This window comes from Halobacterium rubrum (assembly GCF_021729015.1).
Classification (GTDB): Archaea; Halobacteriota; Halobacteria; order Halobacteriales; family Halobacteriaceae; genus Halobacterium; species Halobacterium rubrum.
The window spans coordinates 1,197,416-1,218,548 of the sequence record NZ_JAJQQZ010000001.1; the positions used below are offsets into that span (position 1 = coordinate 1,197,416).

The 21,133-nt window shown below is 69.7% G+C and carries 22 protein-coding genes; 14 read left to right on the top strand and 8 right to left on the bottom strand.

Annotation, left to right across the window (positions count from 1 at the left end; translation table 11 throughout):
* The first annotated feature begins 11 nt into the window (after positions 1-11).
* Both LT971_RS06575 and LT971_RS06580 read left to right on the top strand, forming a co-directional pair.
* The gene (locus LT971_RS06575; protein WP_237006050.1) at positions 12-539 is read left to right on the top strand and encodes a hypothetical protein; all 528 of its coding nucleotides are present in this window, start codon (positions 12-14) and stop codon (positions 537-539) included.
* A gap of 97 nt (positions 540-636) precedes the next feature.
* The gene (locus LT971_RS06580; RefSeq protein ID WP_237006051.1) at positions 637-2,067 is read left to right on the top strand and encodes a dihydroorotase; all 1,431 of its coding nucleotides are present in this window, start codon (positions 637-639) and stop codon (positions 2,065-2,067) included.
* A 120-nt stretch (positions 2,068-2,187) separates the two neighbouring features.
* Here the strand turns inward: LT971_RS06580 and LT971_RS06585 are convergent, their stop codons facing one another.
* The 5 genes from LT971_RS06585 to LT971_RS06605 form a co-directional block, all read right to left on the bottom strand.
* Positions 2,188-2,652, bottom strand: a complete 465-nt coding sequence (locus LT971_RS06585; RefSeq protein WP_280337550.1) for a nucleoside deaminase — start codon at positions 2,650-2,652, stop codon at positions 2,188-2,190.
* Between the two features lie 74 nt (positions 2,653-2,726).
* Positions 2,727-4,442, bottom strand: coding sequence for a methyl-accepting chemotaxis protein (locus LT971_RS06590; RefSeq protein WP_237006052.1), 1,716 nt, complete (start codon positions 4,440-4,442; stop codon positions 2,727-2,729).
* 140 nt (positions 4,443-4,582) lie between these two features.
* Entirely contained in the window at positions 4,583-4,867 is a 285-nt protein-coding gene (locus LT971_RS06595) for a DUF8152 family protein (RefSeq protein ID WP_237006053.1), read from the bottom strand.
* Positions 4,860-6,659, bottom strand: coding sequence for a DEAD/DEAH box helicase (locus LT971_RS06600; protein ID WP_237006054.1), 1,800 nt, complete (start codon positions 6,657-6,659; stop codon positions 4,860-4,862). Before LT971_RS06600 ends, LT971_RS06595 begins: the two co-directional genes overlap by 8 nt.
* A 39-nt stretch (positions 6,660-6,698) precedes the next feature.
* Positions 6,699-8,204, bottom strand: coding sequence for an FAD-binding domain-containing protein (locus tag LT971_RS06605; protein ID WP_237006055.1), 1,506 nt, complete (start codon positions 8,202-8,204; stop codon positions 6,699-6,701).
* 80 nt (positions 8,205-8,284) lie between these two features.
* On the opposite strand from LT971_RS06605, the gene LT971_RS06610 reads away from it, so the two are divergent.
* Positions 8,285-8,428 (top strand): DUF8106 domain-containing protein, encoded by a 144-nt coding sequence (locus LT971_RS06610; RefSeq protein WP_237006056.1) that lies wholly within the window; start codon positions 8,285-8,287, stop codon positions 8,426-8,428.
* Between the two features lie 20 nt (positions 8,429-8,448).
* On the opposite strand, the gene msrB is transcribed toward LT971_RS06610, so the two are convergent.
* Together msrB and LT971_RS06620 are read right to left on the bottom strand one after the other, a co-directional pair.
* Positions 8,449-8,847, bottom strand: coding sequence for a peptide-methionine (R)-S-oxide reductase MsrB (msrB, locus tag LT971_RS06615; protein ID WP_237006057.1), 399 nt, complete (start codon positions 8,845-8,847; stop codon positions 8,449-8,451).
* Between the two features lie 30 nt (positions 8,848-8,877).
* The gene (locus LT971_RS06620; RefSeq protein WP_237006058.1) at positions 8,878-9,516 is read right to left on the bottom strand and encodes an alpha/beta hydrolase; all 639 of its coding nucleotides are present in this window, start codon (positions 9,514-9,516) and stop codon (positions 8,878-8,880) included.
* 180 nt (positions 9,517-9,696) lie between these two features.
* Here LT971_RS06620 and LT971_RS06625 point away from each other — a divergent pair, with 180 nt between their 5' ends.
* The 3 genes from LT971_RS06625 (at position 9,697) to LT971_RS06635 (ending at position 11,121) form a co-directional block, all read left to right on the top strand.
* The gene (locus LT971_RS06625) at positions 9,697-10,071 is read left to right on the top strand and encodes a winged helix-turn-helix transcriptional regulator (RefSeq protein ID WP_237006059.1); all 375 of its coding nucleotides are present in this window, start codon (positions 9,697-9,699) and stop codon (positions 10,069-10,071) included.
* 179 nt (positions 10,072-10,250) lie between these two features.
* A complete protein-coding gene (locus LT971_RS06630; RefSeq protein ID WP_237006060.1) occupies positions 10,251-10,646 on the top strand; it encodes a DUF5820 family protein in 396 nt (131 codons plus the stop codon).
* A 25-nt stretch (positions 10,647-10,671) separates the two neighbouring features.
* Positions 10,672-11,121 (top strand): UPF0179 family protein, encoded by a 450-nt coding sequence (locus tag LT971_RS06635; RefSeq protein WP_237006061.1) that lies wholly within the window; start codon positions 10,672-10,674, stop codon positions 11,119-11,121.
* On the opposite strand, the gene LT971_RS06640 is transcribed toward LT971_RS06635, so the two are convergent.
* Positions 11,061-11,906 carry a M14 family metallopeptidase gene (locus LT971_RS06640; RefSeq protein ID WP_237006062.1) on the bottom strand — a complete coding sequence of 282 codons (846 nt, stop codon included), beginning with the start codon at positions 11,904-11,906 and terminating at the stop codon, positions 11,061-11,063. The two genes, LT971_RS06635 and LT971_RS06640, sit on opposite strands and share 61 nt — an antisense overlap.
* A 136-nt stretch (positions 11,907-12,042) precedes the next feature.
* Between LT971_RS06640 and LT971_RS06645 the strand changes: the two genes are divergently transcribed.
* From LT971_RS06645 to LT971_RS06680, 8 genes are all read left to right on the top strand, one after another.
* Positions 12,043-12,525 (top strand): DUF309 domain-containing protein, encoded by a 483-nt coding sequence (locus LT971_RS06645; RefSeq protein WP_237006063.1) that lies wholly within the window; start codon positions 12,043-12,045, stop codon positions 12,523-12,525.
* 50 nt (positions 12,526-12,575) lie between these two features.
* The gene (locus LT971_RS06650) at positions 12,576-12,980 is read left to right on the top strand and encodes a DUF5684 domain-containing protein (protein WP_237006064.1); all 405 of its coding nucleotides are present in this window, start codon (positions 12,576-12,578) and stop codon (positions 12,978-12,980) included.
* 49 nt (positions 12,981-13,029) lie between these two features.
* Complete coding sequence (dgoD, locus tag LT971_RS06655; protein WP_237006065.1) at positions 13,030-14,175, top strand: galactonate dehydratase; 1,146 nt, start codon at positions 13,030-13,032, stop codon at positions 14,173-14,175.
* Positions 14,169-14,996, top strand: a complete 828-nt coding sequence (locus LT971_RS06660) for an SDR family NAD(P)-dependent oxidoreductase (protein ID WP_237006066.1) — start codon at positions 14,169-14,171, stop codon at positions 14,994-14,996. Before dgoD ends, LT971_RS06660 begins: the two co-directional genes overlap by 7 nt.
* A gap of 135 nt (positions 14,997-15,131) precedes the next feature.
* Positions 15,132-18,665 (top strand): efflux RND transporter permease subunit, encoded by a 3,534-nt coding sequence (locus tag LT971_RS06665; protein ID WP_237006067.1) that lies wholly within the window; start codon positions 15,132-15,134, stop codon positions 18,663-18,665.
* On the top strand, positions 18,662-19,420 hold the full coding sequence (locus LT971_RS06670; protein WP_237006068.1) for a TrmB family transcriptional regulator: 759 nt from the start codon (positions 18,662-18,664) through the stop codon (positions 19,418-19,420). Before LT971_RS06665 ends, LT971_RS06670 begins: the two co-directional genes overlap by 4 nt.
* A gap of 31 nt (positions 19,421-19,451) precedes the next feature.
* Positions 19,452-19,949, top strand: a complete 498-nt coding sequence (locus LT971_RS06675) for a GNAT family N-acetyltransferase (protein ID WP_237006069.1) — start codon at positions 19,452-19,454, stop codon at positions 19,947-19,949.
* A gap of 225 nt (positions 19,950-20,174) precedes the next feature.
* On the top strand, positions 20,175-21,125 hold the full coding sequence (locus tag LT971_RS06680) for an AAA family ATPase (protein ID WP_237006070.1): 951 nt from the start codon (positions 20,175-20,177) through the stop codon (positions 21,123-21,125).
* Positions 21,126-21,133: the final 8 nt, after the last annotated feature.

The following is a 21,133-nucleotide window of genomic DNA, read 5'->3' on the forward strand; positions in this document are numbered from 1 at the left end:
TTCTTTCGACCATGACCGACGAAGACGGCGACGGAGCAGCCGACGAGGAGAGACGGGGCGACGACGAACCACTGGCAGACGAGCGGGCGGCGCGCGCCCAGTCCGGCCCCCGAAGCGGCGACGCGACCACCCACGGCACCGGTAGCAGCGACGTCGAAATCACTCGGATGGGGCTCCGGAACGGCGGCTGGGTCGGGTACTCGGCGGACGCCATCTTCGTCGACCGGGGCGACGAGCGCGTGAAGATCCACGACGACGCAGTCTCGCGAATCGGTCTCCGGATGCTCGCCTGGGACACCGCCGTGTTGAGCCTGCTGCTGGTCGGGGTCGGCGCGTACGTCGTGGCCACCCGGAATCCGCTCGTCGGCCTGGGGTTCGCGGCGGTCGGCGCCTACAGCCTCTACCGGACGTACGACGACCGGCAGGCGGTGGTCATCCACGTGGAGGACCGCCGGAAGCCGGTCGCCGTCCACCCCGAACACCCTGCGGAGTGCCACGAGCGGCTGGCCGCGGAGGCCGGCCTCGAGGAGCCGACCTGACGCGGAGCCCGCCCCTGCGGGCGGTTCTGGCCTCGAGACCCCGTGCTGCGACCGGGGTCATGCATAGAGTTAAGTCGAGCGTGTGGTTTTCACACACATGGTCAGCGAGCAGGCAGATCTCCGAGTCGAGAACGCGCGTGTGGTCACGCCGTCGGGTACCGTCGACGGCGGCGTCGCCGCCCGGGACGGGAAGATTCTGCGGGTCGGCACCGAGCCGAACCTCCCCGACGCCGAACGGACCATCGACGCCGAGGGGAACTTCCTGATTCCGGGGTTCGTCGACCCCCACGTCCACTGGGGGCTCTCCCGGTACGAGTACGACTACCACGAGGGCCTCGAGCACGACTTCGAAACGGAGACCCGGGGCGCCGTCCACGGCGGCGTGACGACGGTCGTGAACTTCCTGTTGCAGCCCGACCCCTACACGCCGGACATGGACTTCTTCCGGCGGGCGGGCGAACAGAACTCCTACATCGACTTCGCCTACCACGCCATCATCCACAAGGACGACCACTTCGACGAGATTCGTGACCTCGCCGACGAGGGGATTCGGTCGTTCAAGATCTTCTTCAACTGGTACAAGTACGCGGCGCCGGAGCTGGGCATCGAGCACTCGGACGCCGGCCGCGTGTACGACCTGCTCTCGAAAGTGTCGGACATCAACAACGGCGTGGTGATGTTCCACGCGGAGAACGAGGACCTCGCCCAGAAGCGCCGCGAGGAACTCCAGGCGGAGGGTCGAAACGACCTGCGGGCGTGGTCGGAGTCGGCGCCGAACATCTGCGAGGCGATGCAGATCGAGCAGATCGCCCAGCTCACGGAGTTCACGGACTCCCGGTCGTACATCGTCCACATGTCCACGGGCGAGGGCGTCGACATCTGCGAGCGCTATCAGGAGCAGGGCGTGAACGTCCACGCCGAGACGCTGCCGGCGTTCCTCTGTCACACGAAAGACGACGAGGAGCTGGGCACGTGGGGAAAGATTTCACCGCCGCTCCGGGGCGAGGACTCCAGACAACGCCTCTGGGAGGGGCTGCGCAACGGCGCCGTCGACTACATGGGGACCGACCACTGCCCGCACAAGATCGAGTACAAGGAGAAGGACACGGGCAAGCACGGCGACATCTGGGACGCCATCCCCGGCGACAACAACGGCATCGAGTACTTCCTGCCAGTGATGATGAGCGAGGGCGTCAACGAGAACCGCATCTCGATGGAGCGCCTCGTCGAGATCTGTGCCGAGAACAACGCCAAGCGCTGGGGGCTCTACCCCCGGAAGGGCGCGCTCGCCGAGGGGTCGGACGCCGACATGGTCATCGTGGACCTGGACAAGAGCCAGGTCGTCGACGACGACTTCTACCACACGATGGAGCCCCGGTACTCGACGTTCCACGGCGAGGAGCTCACCGGGCTGCCGACCCACACCATCGTCGGCGGCGAGGTCGTCGTCGAGGACGACGAACTGCAGGTCGACAAGGGCGGGCGGGACTACCTGCCCCGCCACGAGAACGGCGTGCCTCGTGAGTGAAACGAACGCGGGGCTCGGAAGACGAGCGCAGCGAGCCTGACGAACCCACCCTCCGGTTTTCGAGTGTTCTACGCGACGGTCACTGGATGGTCGCCGTCAGAGGGCAGGTCGCGGCTGGCCTCACCAGTCGAAGTCGCGGTGGATCTGGCGGCCGGCCTCGTTCAGTACGGGGCCGACCACGTCGGTGGCGCCGTCCAGAATCTCCGCCGACCGGACCGACGGCTCGCCGCCGGTGAACGCAGCAACCGCCTCGCCGCTGACGCTGTAGACGACGCGCCCGAATCCGGCCGTGGCCATCCCGCCGGCGCACATCGGGCACGGCTCGGTGCTCGTGTACATCACGGTCTCGGCGCGCTCGGCCGGGTCCAGCTCCCGGCAGGCCCGGTACGCGAGGTGGAGTTCCGGGTGGCGCCGAACGTCGTCGGCCGTGACGACGCGGTTCGACTCGGTCATGACGACCTCGTCGTCGCGCACGAGTACGCTACCGAACGGTCGGTCGCCGCGCTCTGCGGCCTCGCGAGCGAGTGCGAACGCCCGACGCATGTGTGACTCGTGGTCGAAGTCGTCGAACGCGGGTTCGGTCACGTCGGCACAGTGGGCCGCGCGCCACGTAACTTCTCGCCGGCGACGACGCCGGCGCCGCCGTACGGCGAGTCCGTCTACTCGTCGAGGCGTGCGTCCTCGTCGTCGGTCAGCCGGAAGGCGTCGAGGCTGTCGGCCATCTCCTCGGAGACGTCGTCGACGTCGCCGGACTGCTCGGCGACGTCGGAGACGGAGTCGCGTTGTTGCTGGACGCCCGTGGCGACGTCCTGCATCCGGCCGCCGACCTCCCGGCTGGAGTCCGCGACCTCCTCGACCAGGTGGTGGACGGTCTCCGCGGCCTCGGCCTGGTCCTCGGTCGCGTCCGTGATCTCGCCGAGGCCGTGGTTCGTCTCGCCGATGGCCTCCTCGATGGCCTCGATGCGGTCGACCACGTCCTCGACGGCGTCGGCGCCCGCCCGGACCTCCTCGTTCGAGTCGTGGATGGCGTCGGCCGTCTGGTCGATGCCGTCCTTGAGGTCGTCGACGACCACCGAGATCTCCTCGACGGCGTCTTTGGACTCCTCGGCGAGGTCCTTGACCTCGTCGGCGACGACGGCGAACCCGCTGCCGGCCTCGCCCGCTCGCGCCGCCTCGATGTTCGCGTTCAGCGCCAGCATCCCCGTCTGGTCGGCGATGTCGGCGATGAGGTCGGTCATCTCGTTGATGCGCTCCATCTGCTCCTCGAGTGACTCGACGACCTCCATGTTGCGCTCGGAGGCAGCCATCGCCGACTCCATGCGCTCGATGGCGTCCTCGGCGTCCGCCGCGCCGTCGCTCGCGAGTCGGTTTGCGTCCGCTGCGAGCTCGTCGATCTCCTTGGCGGTCGCCGCGATCTCCTCGACGGTCGCAGACAGGTCCGAGACGTTCGCCTCGGCGCGCTCGGCGGCCGCCGTCTGGTCGTCGGCGAGCTCCGCGACGTCCTCGCTGGAGGACTCTATCTCGGCGATGGCGTCCCTCGCGTCCACGCTCGCCCGGCTCAGGGAGTCCGCGATTGTCTCCAGTCTACTGGCGTGGTCGCGTGCCTCCCGGAGCGTCGTTCGCGTCGTCTCGACGGCGTACGAGAGGTCCGACGCCATCTCGTCGAACTCCCGGTAGACGTTCCGGATGGCCTCGAAGTCGGCGTCGGGCTCTCTGACCGACGGCTCGACCGTGAAGTCCCCGCGGGAGAGCGCGTCCAGGCCGGTCTTCAGTTCCTCGACGACCTCGCTCTGGTAGGCCTCGAGTTTGGCCTCGCGCTCCTCGAGTTCGACGCGCTCGGAGATGTCCTCGTTGATCTCCAGCGCACCAGCGACCTCGCCGTCCGGCCCGAACAGGGGCAGGACGGTCCGGTTCACGGGGACCTCGTCGCCGTCGACGTGGACGGTGTCCTCGAGGTTGCGGACGGCCTCGCCCGTGTCGAGGACCTCCCGCATGACGGAGTTGTCCGCCTCGTCGTAGTCGAACAGGCAGTCGCCGTAGAGCTGGCCGGGGTCGCGGCCGAACAGCTCGCGGGCTTCCTCGTTGAGCTTCGTGAAGTGTCCGCCGGCGTCCACGATGAACACGGGGTAGCCCATGCCGAAGAGGAAGCTCTCGACGACCGACCCGACGGTCGCTTCTTCGCGCCACGCTTCCGGCCGGTAGCCGTCATCTGTCTCCCACTCGTGGGGGTCGTGGCCGTCGTGTGCGTAGGAGGACTGCTGGCGGGGGTCGGCCGTCGCCTCCTCGTCGCCCGAGTCACCGTTGGAGGGGTCGGCGTCGGCTGGCGGGTTGGCGCCCGTCGCACCCGACACCAGCGACGTGATGAATTCGAACATGTGTGTACCGTGTCCTCGAACGTCACCACAGTAGCGAACCCGTGACTTAAATCGCTCCCCCGTGTTCTCACGTGTGATAGTCGGTCACACTCCCCGGGGTGTTCTCGTCGCGAACCCGCCGTCACCCCCAGCGGCCAGTGTCAGACGTCGCCGAGCACCCGGTCACAGAGCGTCCGGGCCGCCGCGACGTGCTCGTCGGCCGCGTCGTCGCCGGTGCCGTCGACGTTCGACAGGAGCTCGCGGGCCTGCTCGACCCGCTTCCGAGCGACGTCCTCGCCGGCGTCCGGCGCGAGCGCGTCGGCGACGACGGCCTCGGCCTCCCCGAGGTAGTGGCTCGCCGTCCGGTCAACCGGCCGTTCGCCCGTCGCAGCGAGGTGGTCGTGGAGCGCCCGCAGGTCGTCGGTTTCGTCGGCGCCGTCAGTCACGGTCGACCCCGGATTCTGTCACGCGAACGCCCTTCGCCGAGAGGTGCCGCATCCGGCTGCGGGCGTCTTCCTCTTCCTCGGTTCCACGGGTCGCCAGCACGAACAGCAACGACCGGCCGCCCGGCCGCATCGTCCGGCCGGCTCGCTGAGCGCCCTGCCGGCGGCTCCCGCCGAGCCCGGAGGCGACGACGGCGAACTCGGCGTCCGGCAGGTCGATGCCCTCGTCGCCGATGCGGGAGACGACCAGCGAGTCGACGGCGCCCGTCCGGAACTGGTCGAAGTACGCCTCCCGGCGGCTGTGTGGCGTCTCGCCATTTACGAACGGTGCGTCGAGGCGGTCGGCGATGCGTTCGCCCTGCTCGAGGTAGTCGACGAACACGAGCGCCTGCTTGTCGCTGTGCTGGCCGACGAGGTGTTCGACCTCGTCCTCTTTGGCGGGGTTCTCGGCGGCGAGCCGACGGCGGGTGTGGCCGCTGGCCGACGCGTACTCGTAGCGGTCGTCGTCGTCGCGCCACGGCACGTACCGGATTTCGACCTCGGGCTCGGCGACGAAACCGGCGTCGAACAGCGCGTCCCAGTCGGTGCCGATGGGGCGGCCGACGAGCGTGTAGATGTCGGCCTCCTTGTCGTCCTCGCGGACGGGCGTGGCAGTGAGCCCGAGGCGGTGTTTGCTCTGGAGGCTCGCCGACCGCCGCGCGACCTCGGCGGGGATGTGGTGGACCTCGTCGTAGACGATGAGCCCCCACTCGCGGTCGCTGAAGACGTGACGGTGGCGGTCCATCCCCGCCGTCTGGTAGGTCGCGATGGTGACGGGTCTGACCTGCTTCTCGCCGCCGTGGTACTCGCCGATCTGGTCGCGGGTCAGGCTCGTGTTCGCCAGCAGTTCCTCGTGCCACTGCGCCGCGAGCTCGCGGCTCGGGACGAGAATCAGCGTCTCGCCGCCCACCGACTCCAGCGCGCCCATCGCCGCGACGGTCTTCCCCGAACCCGGCGGCCCGACGAGTACGCCGGAACTGGCGTCCTCGAAGCGGTCCACCCAGTCTTGCTGGTACGCCCGCAGCTCCAGTTCGAGGTCGACGTCGAGGGGTTCGCCGGACTCGAGGTCCCGGTCGTCCCGGACGGGGTAGCCGGCCTCGTACAGCGTGCGCTTCAGCTCGGCGACCTTCTCCTCGGCGACCCACGCCTCCGTGTCCGAGATGGGGGCCCGAAGGACGTCCTCGTCGAGTTTCTGTTCGGCGACGTTGCCCAGCAGGCTCTCGTTGGTCGCCTCGAGGACGACGTAGCCGTCGTCGTGCGTGCGCAGCCGGAACCGGGTGGCGCGCGTCCACTGCTCGCGCACCCACTCGACGAGCCCCGGACAGTCCCGCGGCAGGACCTCCTCGATGGCCGCGACGAGGTCCGAGAGGCTGTCGAACGGCGCCGCCCACACGTCCTCCTCGCGGATCTCGTAGCGGTAGCTGCCGGTTCGCGTAGTGTCGGCGAGGTGCGCGAACCGGGAGAGCTGGGCGCGCGTGAGCTGGCTGGGCTGGTCGACGATTATCTCGCGGCGGTCCGGGAACGGCACGACGCGCTCCCGGTCCGTGAGCTCCAGCCAGTCCCGTGGGTACCACACCACGGGGTCGCTCTCCACGTCGGCCCGCTCGACGTCGGCGTCCTCGACCAGCGACGCAAGCGCCTCTGTGGCCTCCGCCTGTGTGCAGTCGAGTTCGCGGGCGACCTGTTCGGCCGTCGCCACCGGCCGGCCGACGCCCTCCAGCGCGTCGAGGAACCGGTCCTTCGAGATGTCGGTCACTGACCCCGGGTAGGTCGCGGACGGGAAAACGGATTTCGCTTAGAAGTCCCCGAGGCTCGCCTGCTCCTCGGCGGTCGGCCGGTCGCCCGATTCGTCGCCGTCGGGCCTCGGCCTGCCGCGCCGGGAGAGGCTCGCCCGCCGCCGAATCTCGGGGTCGTGCTCGATGACTTCCCGCGCGCGGTCGGCGAGGCGCGCGTAGTCCTCGCGCGCCTGCTCCCGGCGCGCCTCGAACTCGACGACCGGCCGCGGGTAGTCCTCGCCGATTCGGACGCCGCAGTCGTCTTGCACCGACAGCGGCGCCTTCTCGGGGCGAGCAAGGTGTTCGTCGGGGAGATCCCGCAGCTCGGGAACGTACTCGCGGACGAACTCGCCGTCGGGGTCGTTCTCCCGGATCTGCTTGCGGGGGTTGTACACCCGGACTGGGTGGACGCCGGTGAGGTTGCACTGGGTCTGCCACTGCGTGTAGTTGATGGCGGCGTCGGCGTCCACGAGGTGGCGGTAGAAGTGGTCGGCGCCCGGCTGCCACCAGCACCGCAGCACGTAGTGGTAGAACGTCGCGCACATCGCCCGCATCCGGAAGTTCAGCCAGCCGGTCTCGCGGAGCGCTCGCATGCTCGCGTCCACGAGCGGGTATCCGGTGTGTCCCTCGCGCCACGCGGCCGCCAGCGCCTCGTCGTGCTCGGACCGGTACAGCCCCCGATAGACGGGGTTGACGGCCGTCTCCGTCCAGCCGGGCCAGTCAGCGAGCTTCTGGCTGTAATGGCGGTTCCAGTACAGCCGGCTCTCGAACATCGAGACCGCGCGGCCGTCGCCAGTCTCCCGTTTCACGTACTGGTGGACCTGCCGGGGCGTCAGGCAGCCGAACGCGAGGTACGGCGACAGCCGGCTCGTGCGCTCCTCGGCCTCGGTGGGCGCCGAGATGCCGCCGGGGTAGTCCCCGATCGCGTCGGTGAACGCGCGGAGGCGCTGCCACGCCGCGGACTCGCCCCCGCGCTGTACGCCCGTCTTCTCGGGCTCGACGCCGTACTCGGTTTCGACTGCGTCGACCGTCGCGGTGCGCTCGATGCGGTTCGCCGGCAGCTCGGTTGGGGCCTCACGGCGCTCGCGCTCGAAGTACACCTCGGCCTGCGCCTGCCAGTCGTAGTCGCCACGGCCGCGGTCGGTCCAGTCGACGCCGTCGTCGGCGAACACCTCGACGTCGTCCCGCTCGAACAGTCGGTCGTCGCGCTCGCGGCCGTACCGGCCGGTGACGCTCCGGTTCACGTACACGCAGTCGACGTCGAGGTCGTCGAGCACCGCTCCGGGGTCGCCGTGCCGGAGCACGAGCGAACTCCCGCGGTCCCGGTACCCGGCGTCCAGCGCGGCGATAGACTGGTGGACGAACCGCTTCCGGGCGTCACACGCCATCCCCGACTCGTAGAACTGGGGGTCGAAGATGAAGACGGGCTGCGGGTCGCCGTCGCGGGCCGCGGCCGCGAGCGCGGCGTTGTCCCGCACGCGGAAGTCGTCGCGGTGCCAGACGGCGATTCGCGGCCCGTCGCCCATCATCACGGCGTTGGGACGGACGCGCCGTAACTGTTGGGCCGCCGGGAACTATTTTGGTGGTGCGCACGGTACCCACTCGTATGTCAGCCGCGACCCAGCTCCGGTGCCACGAGTGTGGACGCACAGCCCCGCGAGACGACTGGGACTCGGCGACCCACCCGACGCTCGGCGACATGACGCAGTGTCCGGGCTGCGGGTCGACGAACGTACAGGGCGATCGGTAGGCAGCGACAGAACGACGGTACTACTCCTCGTCCGGCTCGAAGTCCAAGGCGACGGAGTTGATACAGAACCGTTCGCCGGTCGGCTCGGGGCCGTCCTGGAAGACGTGGCCGAGGTGGCCGCCACACTCGGCACACACCACTTCGGTGCGTTCCATGCCGTTGCTGTGGTCTGGGCGTCGCTCGACGGTGCCCTCGTCGGCGGCGTCCCAGAAGCTCGGCCAGCCGCAGTGCGCGTCGAACTTCGTCTCACCGGAGAACAGTTCGGTGCCGCAGCCGACACACGAGTACGTCCCGTCCTCGTCGCGGTCGACGTGCTCGCCCGAGTACGGGCGCTCGGTGCCCTGCTCGCGCAGCACGCGGTACTGTTCGTCGGTGAGCGTCTCGCGCCAGTCGAGTTCGCCGTCGGGGGCGTCGGCCATGCGGGAGAAAGGGGCCGATTGCAGGTAAACTTAGAGGTCGCCCACCATCTCGGCCGCGAACTCGAGTTCGTCCTCGTTGACACCGTGGCCCATTCCCTCGTAGATGCGTTCGGTGACGTCGGCGCCCATCGACTCGAAGACGTCCCGGGTGTCGTGGACGCGCTCCTCGGGGATGTGTGGGTCGCGGTCGCTGCAGCCCATGAAGACCGGGGTGCCGTCGAGGTCGCCGTCGTGGTCCCACGTGGTGCCCTCGGGGCCGTGGAGACCGCCGGAGAACACGACGAGCCCGCCGTAGCGGGCGGGGTTGCGCGCGACGAACTCGCTGGCGAGACACGCGCCCTGCGAGAAGCCAAGCAGGAGCACGCGCTCGCGGGGGACGTGGTCGGTGACGTCGTCGAGAACGTCGCCGACGAGCGCGAGCGCCGACGAGAAGTGGGGCTCGTTCTCCGTGGTGGGTTCGAGGAACGACTGGGGGTACCAGGTCGCGCGGGCGGCCTGCGGCGCGACGAACGCGGTGTCCTCGCTGGGGAGGTCCTCGGCGATCTGGAGCATGCCGGTGGCGCGGGCGCCCCGGCCGTGGAGGAGGACGATGGCGCGCTCGGCGTCTTCGAGCGGTGTGCCCCGGTGTTCGACTGGCTGTCCGGCGTGGGGGTCTGCGTCGGCTGCCATGCTCCCGCGTAGGTACTGGTGACGGATACGTCTCGGCTAACCGACGGGCCACCGGGTGGCGTCCACGTCACCGACGACGGGTGGGCCCGGTGACCCGGTGAACCCACGCGACATCAAGTGTCGGAGTGACACCAGATACGTCCCGGAACCACTATGCGGCTGGGTGCGCTACGACGGAGCATGACCGACGAGGACGACCGCTACAGCGAGGAGGCCTGCTACGTCATCGACTCCCTCGAGCAGATCGGCAGCCAGTGGCGGCTCATCGTGCTCCACGACCTCCAGGAGGGCGAGAAGCGCTTCAACGAACTGAAGCGCTCGACGGACGCCAGTTCCCGCACACTGTCCCGCGTGCTCGACGACCTCCAGGAGCTCGGATTCGTGAACCGGCGCCTCGAGGAGGAGTCCCCGGTCGCGACCTACTACTCGCTGACGGCGAAAGGCGAGTCGCTGTTCCCCGTCTTCGACGCCATCGAGGGCTGGGCCGACGAGTGGCTCGCCGGGGAAGAGGAGGAAGACGGGGTCGAGGCTGTCGGCTCGCTGGCCGACAGCTGACACCAGCGCCACGCACCCACCCCTGCGGAGTGAAAGTGGAGCGGCCGGCCTCGTCGCCCAATTCTGCAGATACCTGGACTCCAGCGTGTGCTAGCATCCGTCTAGGTCCGGCAGTGGAGTGGCTTCACTTTCACTCCCGGACCGGCAGGGCTTAGGGCGCCGCAGCCAAGCATCGGTCAATGAGCGGGTACGGCGACCTCCCCGAGGACTGGCAGGTGTGGACGGAGGACCCCGACGGTGGCGACATCGTCGTCTTCCGGCCGGACGTCTTCGACAGCCACGAGTACCCCGCGCCCTGTCTCCCCACGATTCAGGTCGCACAGCGACCGCCCTCCCGGCGCAAGCGACGCGGCGGCTCGGACCCGGACGGCTGGTGGGTGTCGCTCGCGCTCGAACCCCAGGTCCGCGTGAAAGACGCCGACGCCAGCTACGACTCCCGGACGGCCGCCGTCGAGGGCGCAGTCGCGCTCGCAAAACGATTCGACGCCGGTGACGTCGACTACCGGGCAGCCTACCAGATTCCCCGCGACGACTACCTCGACCGGCTCGACGAACTCACGGGGCGGGAGGCTTAACCACGCGGGCCATCAACCCTCGTCTATGCCGATTACGCTGCTCGGGCCACGGCTCGCCGACCCGGGCACCGAGTTCGTCTATCGCGGCGAGTCCGACGCCTGCGAGGGGTGCCCGTACCGCCAGCAGTGTCTCAACCTCACGGAGGGCGTCCGCTACGAGGTCACCGACGTCCGCGAGGGCGGGCAGATGCTGGACTGTGCGGTCCACGACGAGGGCGTCGTCGCGGTCGAAGTCGAACCGTCCTCGGTCCCGGCGAACGTCCCCTCGAAGGGCGCCTACGCCGGCAGCAAGGGGAAGCTCGCGGGGCCGTGCCCACACACCGACTGTCCGAGCCACGAGTTCTGCGAACCCGCCGGCGCGGAGTTCGACGAGGAGTACCAGATAACGGAGATCGTCGGCGACCCGCCCCACGACTACTGCGCGCTGGACAGGGAGCTGACGCTCGTTGAGTTCGCGCCGTCCTCCGAGGACTGAAGGACGCCCGCCGGCTCTCCCCGGTAGCCGAACTGGTGGGCGTAGCCGTACGGCGACAGCAACACCGGCCAGAACGCCTCGTCGGCGACCAGCGGCTCGCCGTCGGCGGCCGCGTACGTGTCGCCCTCCGTGACTTCCTGGAAGTTCTCGGCGAACACCTCGTACGTCTCCGCCGGGGGCTTCTGAATCGACTCCCCCATCTCGAAGACGGGGACTTCGCGGCCCGGGGCCGGCTCGTCGCTGTCCGCGAGCACGCCGGTCGCGGCGAGGAACTCCCGGACCAGTTCGACGGCGTTCTCCGCGGCCGTCTCGGAGCCCTGCAGCCCTGCCTCGACCTCGAGGATGTCGGCCTCCGTCGCGAACAGCCGTCCGGCGCCGAAGTCGCCAGTGTCGACGAGCGCGTCGACCGACAGCGCCGGCACCAGCGCCGGCACGGGGGCGTCTACGCCGCTGGAGATGGCGAACGGGGCGGCGTGGGACTGCGTCGAGTGCACGGCCAGCACCGTACACCCCCGGATTTCGTCGGCCATCCGCTCGGCGAGCACGCGCTCGTGGGCGTCCTCGGGGACGTCCTCACCGAACGACCGGTTCAGGTCCGCGTCGACGTACCGGACCCCCGCGTCCAGCGCTCGCTCGTTCGCGACGACGAGCTTGACTGGTTCGCGGACCGCCGGCGCGTCGGCGAGCAGGCGTTCGACGGCGTGGACGCCGCACGGCTCGTCGCCGTGGATGGCTGCCACCACTGCCACAGAGGGGTCGCCGTCGCCTAGCTGCTCGACTCGCATGTGGTACTCGTAGCGGAGCGGCGTTGAAAGGGGTTGTCGTTGCGGCCAACCGTCGGGGTCTGGCACCGCTGGCCGTCGCTGTGTGGCGGCTCGGGGTGGCCGACGGGATTAGGTGGCCGGCGCCAGTACGGTAGGTATGGACGACCACACCCGCGACCCGGGCGTCGCGCCGCCGCTCGGGAATCCGACCGGCTGGCGCGCCGACCGCCGGGTGTGGGAGCACGCGACGCTCCGGAAGGCCGTCGAGCACGGCGTCCGCCTGTTCAACAGCGGCGAGTACCACGAGTCCCACGACTGCTTCGAGGTGGAGTGGTACAACTACGGCTCCGGCACGACCGAGTCGGCGTTCCTCCACGGGATGGTGCAGGTGGCGGCCGGCGCGTACAAGCACTACGACTTCGAGAACGACGACGGCATGCGCAGCCTCTTCGAGACGGCGCTCCAGTACCTCGACGGCGTCCCCGGGGACTACTACGGCGTCGACGTCGACGACGTCCGGACGCAGCTCCGGGCGGCACTCGACGACCCGGACGCCCTCGATGACTGGGGTATCACTGTCGACGACGCCGAGCCGACTGCGTACCCGGCGGACTACGAATACGCGGAGACGCTGGACTAGCAGCCAGCCACCAGCATTTTTATGCGGAGACCGAGACACCCTGAACTATCGTGATCGATACTGCATTCGTCCCCCTCCAGTCCGGCAGCGGCGCCGGAGGCGGGCTGGCACTGCTGGTGGGGCTGGCGCTGACTGTCGCTATCGTTGCGGGCTACTGGAAGGCCCTCGAGAAGGCTGGCGAGCCCGGGTGGGCGGCCATCATCCCCGTGTACAACCTCTGGGTGCTGGTCAGAGCGAGCGGGAACTCCTGGCTGTGGTTCGTCGCGTGTCTCGTTCCGGTCGTGAACCTCGTCGCGACGGCGAAGGTGTTCGTGAACTTCGCCGGCCAGTTCGGTCAGGGGCTGGTGTTCGGGCTCGCGACCTGGCTGCTGCCGTTCGTGATGATGCCGCTGCTGGGCTTCGGCGACTACCAGTACGGCGGCACCGCCGTCGGCGGCCGGTCGCCCGCGGTCTGAGACACCGGCATCCCAACCACTTTCGTTCGCGGCGCGCGTTCCTCCGGCAATGCGAATCACCGACTACGAGCTGTTCCACGCGCCGCCGCGCTGGCTGTTCTTGAAAGTGGAGACCAGCGACGGCACCGTGGGCTGGGGGGAGCCCGTCGTGGAGGGGCGGGCGCGAACCGTCGCGACAGCGGTCGAGGAGCTGTTCGAGAACTACCTCCTCGGCGAGGACCCGTCCCGCATCGAGGACCACTGGCAGGCGATGTATCGGGGCGGCTTCTACCGGGGCGGCCCGGTCCTGATGTCGGCCATCGCGGGCGTCGACCAGGCGCTCTGGGACATCAAGGGCAAGCAGTTCGACGCGCCCGTCTACGAGCTCCTGGGTGGCCCGGTCCGAGACCGCATCCGGGTCTACCAGTGGGTGGGCGGCGACCGGCCCGACGACGTGGCGGACGCCGCCGCCGAGAAGGTCGACGCGGGGTTCACGGCGCTGAAGATGAACGCCGTTCCCGAGACGAAGCGTGTCGACTCGCCGGCGGCCGTCGACGCTGCGGCCGACCGGCTGGCCGCGGTTCGGGAAGCGGTCGGCGACGACGTGGACGTGGGCGTGGACTTCCACGGGCGCGTGACGAAGCCGATGGCGAAACGCCTCGTCGCCGCCCTCGAGCCCCACGACCCGTTCTTCGTGGAGGAGCCGGTACTCCCCGAGCACAACGACGCGCTTCCCGAAATCGCGTCGCACACGACGACGCCCATCGCGACGGGGGAACGCATGTACTCGCGGTGGGACTTCAAGGAGGTCTTCGAGGACGGCAGCGTGGACGTGATTCAGCCGGACCTCTCGCACGCCGGCGGCATCACCGAGGTGCAGAAGATCGCCGCGATGGCCGAGGCCTACGACGTGGCGCTGGCCCCACACTGTCCGCTCGGACCGGTGGCACTCGCGGCCTGCGTGCAGGTCGACGCCGTCGCGCCGAACGCCCTCATCCAGGAACAGAGCCTCGACATCCACTACAACGAGACCAGCGACGTGCTGGACTACCTCGAGGACCCGTCGGTCTTCGATTACGAGGACGGCCACGTCGACCTCCCCGAGGGGCCGGGGCTGGGCGTCGAGGTCGACGAGGACGCGCTGGCGGCCGCCGAGGACCCCGACTGGCACAACCCCGTCTGGCGCCACGAGGACGGAGGTGTCGCAGAGTGGTAGCCGCCGACGCCGGCAGCGACGACGAGTCGGTGGACGCGCGGCGCTTCGCGGGGCAGACGGCGCTCGTGACCGGGTCCACCCGGGGTATCGGTGCGGGGACGGCCCGGCGGCTGGCCGCGGAAGGCGCCGACGTGGTCGTGACCGGTCGCACCGTCGAGGACGGCGAGGCGGTGGCCGCCCGGATCAGCGAGCAGACGGCCGGGGAGGCGCACTTCGTGCGAGCGGATATGCGGGACCCCGACGCGATCGAGGCGCTGGTCGAGGCGACCGTCGAGCGGTTCGGCGGGCTGGACGTGCTCGTGAACAGCGCGGGCGTCCAGACGGAGACGGCGGCCGACGACGCGACGATGGCCGACTGGGCGTTCGTGCTGGAGACGGACTTCCGGTCGTACTGGCTGACGACGAAACACGCCGTCGGCGCGATGGACGACGGCGGCGCCGTGGTGAACGTCTCCTCGAATCACGCGCGCCAGACGATGCCCGAGCACTTCCCGTACAACGCGGTGAAGGCGGGCATCGACGGGATGACGCGGGCGATGGCGCTGGACTTCGGGCCGGGGATTCGCGTGAACACGGTGAACCCGGGGTGGGTCGCCGTCGAGCGCACGGAGTCGGGGATGGACGACGACTACCGGTCACACCTCGAGTCCATCCACCCGGTCGGCCGGCTGGGCGAGCCGTCGGACGTGGCGGCGGCCGTCGCGTTCCTCGCGAGCGACGAGGCCGGCTTCGTGACGGGCGCGTCCCTGCTCGTGGACGGCGGTCGGTCGGCGGTGATGCAGGACGACACCCTGCCCGACTACCGGGACCGCCGGGAGTGAGGGCCGGGGCGCCGTTACGGCGGTGTCCGCAGTGGCTGCTCGTTCCGGAGTGCTTATGTGAACGAGCGTGTGAGTAGGCCGTGAAAACACGACTGTCAGTATGAATCTACCAACACAATCTCCCGGGTGGTGGCCATGAAGAGCTTCGACGACGTCGCCGACCTCGTCACGGACCACAGCCGAGCAATCATCGCCGTCATGCTGGTGTTGACACTCGCCGTCGGCGCCGGCGCGCCGATGGTCGAGCAGTCCTCCTCGCTGGACCAGTTCCAGTCCGAGAGCGAGGAGTCGGAGAAGCTCGACTACATCGACCAGAACTTCCAGTCCGGCGACGAGAACACCACGACCGCACAGGTCATCGTGCAGGGCGACGACGTGCTCACGCGCAGCGCGCTCCTCGAGACGCTCGCCTACGAGCAAGCGCTGTACGACAACGAGACCGTCAACGGTACGCTGGCGGGCGACACGTCCGTCTCCGGCGTCGCGAACATCGTCGCCATCGCGGCCATCCAGACGGAGGAAGCCGAGGAAGTCCGGTCGCTGGCGACCGAACTCGAGACCGAACAGACCGCCGTCGAGCAGCGCCAGACTGCGCTGAACGAGACGGCCGAGGCGCTGCGCGCCGAGCTCACGTTCCTCCGGCAGAACCCCGACGCCAGCCCGCAGGCGTCGTTCAACTCCGTCGCGGCGAACTCCTCTGTCGAACTCGACGACGAGGACGCCGAGACGTTCGCCCGCGCGGCCGAAGCGCTGCGCGCGGCGGGCAGCGAGCAGGAGGCCCAGCAGGCCTACGAGGCCGGCACGGTCGGCGTGCTCAGCGAGGAGTACCAGGCCCTCGAGCAGCGCGCCAGCGACCTCGAGTCGATGGCCGACGAACTCGAGGACGAGCGAGCCGACATCGAGGACGCACGGAACGCGTCGCTCGCGGAGCAGCGCGAGCAACTCGAGTCGATGAACGGCAGCGAGGTCGAGGACGTCGTCTCGCAGGTCCTCTCGGCGGACACGCAGAACGGCGGGAACGGCCGTTCCCCGTTCGCCCTGATGCCCTCGGACGGCTTCGAGCCGGGTGACACCTCGGCCGACGCCACGATGCTGGTCGTCACGCAGGACGCCGAGGCGGTCCCCGCAGGAGGGCAGGTGACCGACGAAGCCGTCGTCGACGCCCAGCTCGCGATGCAGGACCTCGCCGAGGACCGCGACCTCGAGTACCTGATCTTCGGTGGCGGCATCATCACCGACGAGATCAACAACTCGATGGCCGACAGCCTGCTCATTGTCGGACCGCTGGCCATCGTGTTCGTGCTGCTGGCGCTCACTATCGCGTACCGCGACGTGCTGGACATCCTGCTCGGGCTGTTCGGTATCGTCGCGGTGCTCGTGTGGGCGTTCGGCTTCATGGGCTGGACGGACATCGCGTTCAACCAGATCTTCATCGCGGTGCCCGTGCTGTTGATCGGGCTGTCTATCGACTACGCCATCCACATCTTCATGCGGCACCGCGAGGAGCGCCACGACGAGTCGACCCCGAGCTCCGTTCGCGGGTCGATGACCGTCGCGCTCAGCGGCGTCGGCATCGCCCTCGTCTGGGTGACCGCCACGACCGTCATCGGGTTCCTGTCGAATCTCACCAGTCCGGTGCCGCCCATCCAGGAGTTCGGCGTCGTGAGCGCGGTCGGCATCACGGCCGCCCTGCTCGTGTTCGGGCTCCTGATTCCGGCGCTCAAGGTCGAACTCGACGAGTTCCTCGAGGGCCGTGGCTGGGACCGCAAGAAGCGCGCGTTCGGGACCGGCGGCGGCCGGTTCAGCAACGTGCTCGCGGTCGGCGCGACCGCCGCCCGGAAGGCACCCGCAATCGTCATCGTGCTCGCGTTGCTGGTGACGGCCGCCGGCGCCTACGGCGGCACGCAGGTCGACACCTCCTTCGAGCAGAAGGACTTCCTGGCCGACGACCCCGCCGACTGGCAGAAAGACCTCCCCGAGCCGTTCGCGCCCGGCGAGTACTCCGCGAAGGAGAACCTCGAGTACGTGAACGACCGGTTCGTGCGCGAGGACTCGCAGGCCCAGATTCTACTCGAGGGAGACGTGAACGGCGACACGGCCCTCGAACGCGTACAGGCGGCCCGTAACGCCGCCGCCGACGAGGACACGACCCAGATTCTCTCGAACGGCGAGCCCGGCATCGAGGGGCCGCTGGCCGCGATGCAGGCGACCGCCGCGAGCGACGAGCAGTTCGCGTCGGTGTTCGAGTCGGCGGACACCGACGGTGACGGCGTCCCCGAGCAGAACGTCTCGGGCGTCTACGACGCGTTCTTCGACGCGTCGCCCGAGCAGGCGTCGTCGTACATCGCGCAGGACGCCGACGGGGACGCCGAGGCGCTGCGGCTCGTCGTCTCCATCCAGGGCGGCGCATCCAGTGACGACATCACCGAGCAGATGCGGAACGTCGCCGAGGCCGCCGAGGGCGACGGCATCACGGCGACCGCGACCGGCAGCGCCATCCTGAACAAGATCGTGCAGGACCAGCTGCTGGACACGGTCATCCAGAGCCTGCTCATCACGCTCGTCGCCGTGTTCGCGTTCCTGATGCTCACCTACCGCATCACGGACGGGAGCGCGACGCTGGGCGCGGTGACGCTGCTGCCGGTCGTCCTGAGCGTCGCGTGGATTCTCGGGACGATGTACCTGATGGACATCCCGTTCAACGTCCTGACGGGGATGATCACGAGCCTGACTGTCGGGCTCGGGGTGGCGTACAGCATCCACCTCAGCGAGCGGTACATGCAGGAGCTCGACCGCACCGACTCGGTGTGGACGGCGATGCGCACGGCGGTCACGGGGACCGGCGGCGCGCTGCTGGGGAGCGCGGCGACGACCGTCGGCGGCTTCGGCGTGCTGGCGTTCGCCATCCTGCCGCCGCTCCAGCAGTTCGGCATCATCACGGGGCTGACCATCATCTACGCGTTCCTCGCGAGCGTGCTGGTGTTGCCCAGCCTGCTCGTGGTGTGGACGAAGTACGCCGGCCCTGACTGGACGAGCGACGACTTCGGCGGCGACTCGACGACGGACGACGACGGCGACGACGAGGCCGAGGCGGGCGTCCCGCTCGCGGCGAACGGTGTCGGCGAAGCCGTGGCAGCGGCGTCGACGGCCGCGACCGACGCGCCGACCCGGGTGCTGTCCCGGGACCTCGTGCAGCCCGGCGGAACGCTGACGGCGACGGTGTCGGTGTCCGGTGCGGGCCGCGTGGCGCTCACCGAGTCCGTGCGCGGCGCCACCGTGACGAACGTCGAAGCGACCCCGAAGCCGGTCAACGCCGTCGCGACCGACGACGGCGTGCACGTCGCGTGGCGGCTGAGCGAGGACGGCGACGACGACGACGACGACACGGCGGCGGTCGCGACCTACGAGGTCGTCGTGGACGGCGACGCCCCCGATGGGACGGACGTGTCGTTCGTCGGTGAGGCGCTCGGGAACGGCGAGACCGACGTGCTCGGCGACACCGAGGCGACGGTCGTCTCGGACCTCTTCGAGCGCGTGTTCGCGCAGGCCGACGTGACGGACGACGACCTCGCGGCCGCCAGCGAGGGGTTCCGCGAGGGCGAGCTGACCGCCGACCAGTACGACCGAGTGGTCCGAGAGTGGGCGCGCGACCGCACGGAGGCGGAATGAACGACGACGACGCCGTCGACGCGCTGAAGTCACTGGGACTGACGACCTACGAGGCTCGCGTGTTCGTCGCGCTGCAGAAGCTCGGCGCGGGCACCGCCAGTGGGGTCGCCGAGATCGCCGAGGTCCCCCGGTCGCAGGTGTACGGGGCGGCCGAGGACCTCGAGGAGCGCGGGCTGGTAGACGTCGAACAGTCCAACCCGACGCGGTACCGCCCGGTCGGGGTCGAGGAGGCCCGCGACCGGCTCTACCGCCAGCTGCGCTCGGAGAGCGACTCGGCCTTCGAGTACCTGGAGGGCGTGCGCTCGGAGTACGACACCGACGACGAGGAGAGCGAGGCCATCTGGACCGTCCGTGGCTCGACGAACGTGGCGTCGCGGGCGGCCCAGCTGATCGCGTCTGCCGAGGAGAACGTGGTGTACGGGACCGAGTACGTGCAGCGGGTCGGGCCGAGCGTCCGCGACGCGCTCGCGGAAGCCGTCGACGCCGGCGTGTCGGTGACCGTCATCAGCGAGAGTGACGACGTGCTCGACGTGGCTCGGGAGATCGGTGCTCGCACCGTCACGGTCGGCCACCAGCCGACGCCCAACATGGGCGCCGACCGGGTCGTGATGGCCGACGACGACGCCGTGCTGGTGAGCGTGCGTGGCGACGACGCAGCAAGCGAGACGGCGTTCTGGAGCCGCGACACGGCGTTCGCGGCGATGCTGTCGACACTGCTCGGCGAGTTCGTGGCGAGCGTCTCCGGCGACCAGTAGGCGTTTCTCCGCCCCACCACTCTGTGGGGGTATGCGGGTAGTACGCGTCGAGAGCGACGACCACCGCTACGAGGACGCACTCAGCGTTCGCTACGCGGTATTCGTCGACGAACAGGGGGTTCCAGAGGAGCTGGAGGTCGACGAGCACGAGGCGTCGGCGACACACTTCGTCGGGTACGCCGACGACGACGAAGCCGTCGGCGATGGCGAGAATCGTGGCCGCGGCGGGGAAGGTGGTGACGGCGGTGCTGGCGGTGAGCCGGTGGCGGCCGCGCGACTGCGCGAGTACGAGCCCGGCGTCGGGAAGGTCGAGCGCGTCGCCGTCCGGGAGGAACACCGGGGCGAGGGGCTGGGCGCAGCGGTGATGGACGCCGTCGAAGCGTACGCCGCGCGCGAGGGCTTCGACGAGCTCTACCTCCACGCGCAGCTGCACGTCGAGGCGTTCTACGCGGCACGCGGCTACGAGCGGGACGGCGAGCCGTTCACGGAGGCCGGCATCGAGCACGTGGCGATGCGGCTGGCGCTCTGAGTCGCGCCAGCGACGCGCCGGGCCGAGGGCGAGGCTGGATGGGGGTGGAGGACCGAAGAGCGGGGACCGGACAGATACTGACTGGAGTGGGGAGCCGGTGACCACTCCACTCGCCTAGAGTGGCCGCGCCCACGTAAGTGTATCCAGAACAACGTTTCAGTCCAGCCGGTGATAGGTCGGGAGTCCCGACAGCTACAAGGCCCGCCGCGGCGACGGGCCAGTCGAATGGACGTCGACACAGCCGCCCAGACCTGCACGGACGTCGTCGATGCCGTCGCCGGGGCCGTCGTCACCGACCGAGAGTTCCTCGAGACGGTGCTCTCGGGGGCGCTGGCCCGCGGCCACGTCCTCCTCGAGGACGTCCCCGGCACGGGCAAGACCCTGACCGCCCGCAGCCTCGCCAACGCCCTCGGTCTCGAGTTCACGCGCATCCAGTTCACGCCCGACCTCCTCCCGTCGGACATCACCGGCTCGCACGTCTACGACGCCGCCACGGAGTCGTTCAGCTTCAACCGCGGCCCCGTGTTCGCGAACGTGGTGCTTGCCGACGAGATCAACCGCGCGCCGCCGAAGACGCAGGCCGCACTCCTCGAAGCGATGGAGGAGGGACAGGTGAGTATCGACGGCGAGACCCGCCAGCTCCCCGACCCCTTCTTCGTCATCGCGACCCAGAACCCTGTCGAGCAGGAGGGGACGTTCCGGCTGCCGGAGGCCCAGCGCGACCGCTTCGCGGTGAAGGCCGCCATCGGGTACCCCGACCGGGCCGGCGAGCGGGAGCTGGTCGACCGGCGTGCCGACCGCACGGCGACGACGCCCGACGTCTCGCAGGTCGTGCCCGAGGACGCGCTGCGGGCGCTCCAGCAGGTTCCGGAGACCGTCTCTGTCGCCGACGGTGTCCGGGACTACGTCGTGGACGTCGGCCGGGGCACCCGGGAGGACCCGCGGGTAGAGGTCGGCGTGAGCCCCCGTGGCACTCAGAAACTGTTCGAGGTGGCGCGCTCGCGGGCGGTCCTGCAGGGTCGGGACTACGTCACGCCCGACGACGTGAAGGCCATCGCCGAGCCGGTGCTCGTCCACCGCGTCGTGCTGACTGGCGAGGCGAACGTCGAGGGCGTCGACCCCGCCGACGTCGTCGCTGACGTTCTCGACCGAATCGACGTCCCCGCAGTCACGTAGCGAGCGGT

Coding starts and splice junctions, on each gene's coding strand:
- LT971_RS06575 (WP_237006050.1), top strand. CDS start 12: ATGACCGACGAAGACGGCGACGGAGCAGCCGACGAGGAGAGACGGGGC.
- LT971_RS06580 (WP_237006051.1), top strand. CDS start 637: ATGGTCAGCGAGCAGGCAGATCTCCGAGTCGAGAACGCGCGTGTGGTC.
- LT971_RS06590 (WP_237006052.1), bottom strand. CDS start 4,442: ATGTTCGAATTCATCACGTCGCTGGTGTCGGGTGCGACGGGCGCCAAC.
- LT971_RS06605 (WP_237006055.1), bottom strand. CDS start 8,204: ATGGGCGACGGGCCGCGAATCGCCGTCTGGCACCGCGACGACTTCCGC.
- LT971_RS06610 (WP_237006056.1), top strand. CDS start 8,285: ATGTCAGCCGCGACCCAGCTCCGGTGCCACGAGTGTGGACGCACAGCC.
- msrB (WP_237006057.1), bottom strand. CDS start 8,847: ATGGCCGACGCCCCCGACGGCGAACTCGACTGGCGCGAGACGCTCACC.
- LT971_RS06620 (WP_237006058.1), bottom strand. CDS start 9,516: ATGGCAGCCGACGCAGACCCCCACGCCGGACAGCCAGTCGAACACCGG.
- LT971_RS06625 (WP_237006059.1), top strand. CDS start 9,697: ATGACCGACGAGGACGACCGCTACAGCGAGGAGGCCTGCTACGTCATC.
- LT971_RS06630 (WP_237006060.1), top strand. CDS start 10,251: ATGAGCGGGTACGGCGACCTCCCCGAGGACTGGCAGGTGTGGACGGAG.
- LT971_RS06635 (WP_237006061.1), top strand. CDS start 10,672: ATGCCGATTACGCTGCTCGGGCCACGGCTCGCCGACCCGGGCACCGAG.
- LT971_RS06640 (WP_237006062.1), bottom strand. CDS start 11,906: ATGCGAGTCGAGCAGCTAGGCGACGGCGACCCCTCTGTGGCAGTGGTG.
- LT971_RS06645 (WP_237006063.1), top strand. CDS start 12,043: ATGGACGACCACACCCGCGACCCGGGCGTCGCGCCGCCGCTCGGGAAT.
- dgoD (WP_237006065.1), top strand. CDS start 13,030: ATGCGAATCACCGACTACGAGCTGTTCCACGCGCCGCCGCGCTGGCTG.
- LT971_RS06665 (WP_237006067.1), top strand. CDS start 15,132: ATGAAGAGCTTCGACGACGTCGCCGACCTCGTCACGGACCACAGCCGA.
- LT971_RS06670 (WP_237006068.1), top strand. CDS start 18,662: ATGAACGACGACGACGCCGTCGACGCGCTGAAGTCACTGGGACTGACG.
- LT971_RS06675 (WP_237006069.1), top strand. CDS start 19,452: ATGCGGGTAGTACGCGTCGAGAGCGACGACCACCGCTACGAGGACGCA.
- LT971_RS06680 (WP_237006070.1), top strand. CDS start 20,175: ATGGACGTCGACACAGCCGCCCAGACCTGCACGGACGTCGTCGATGCC.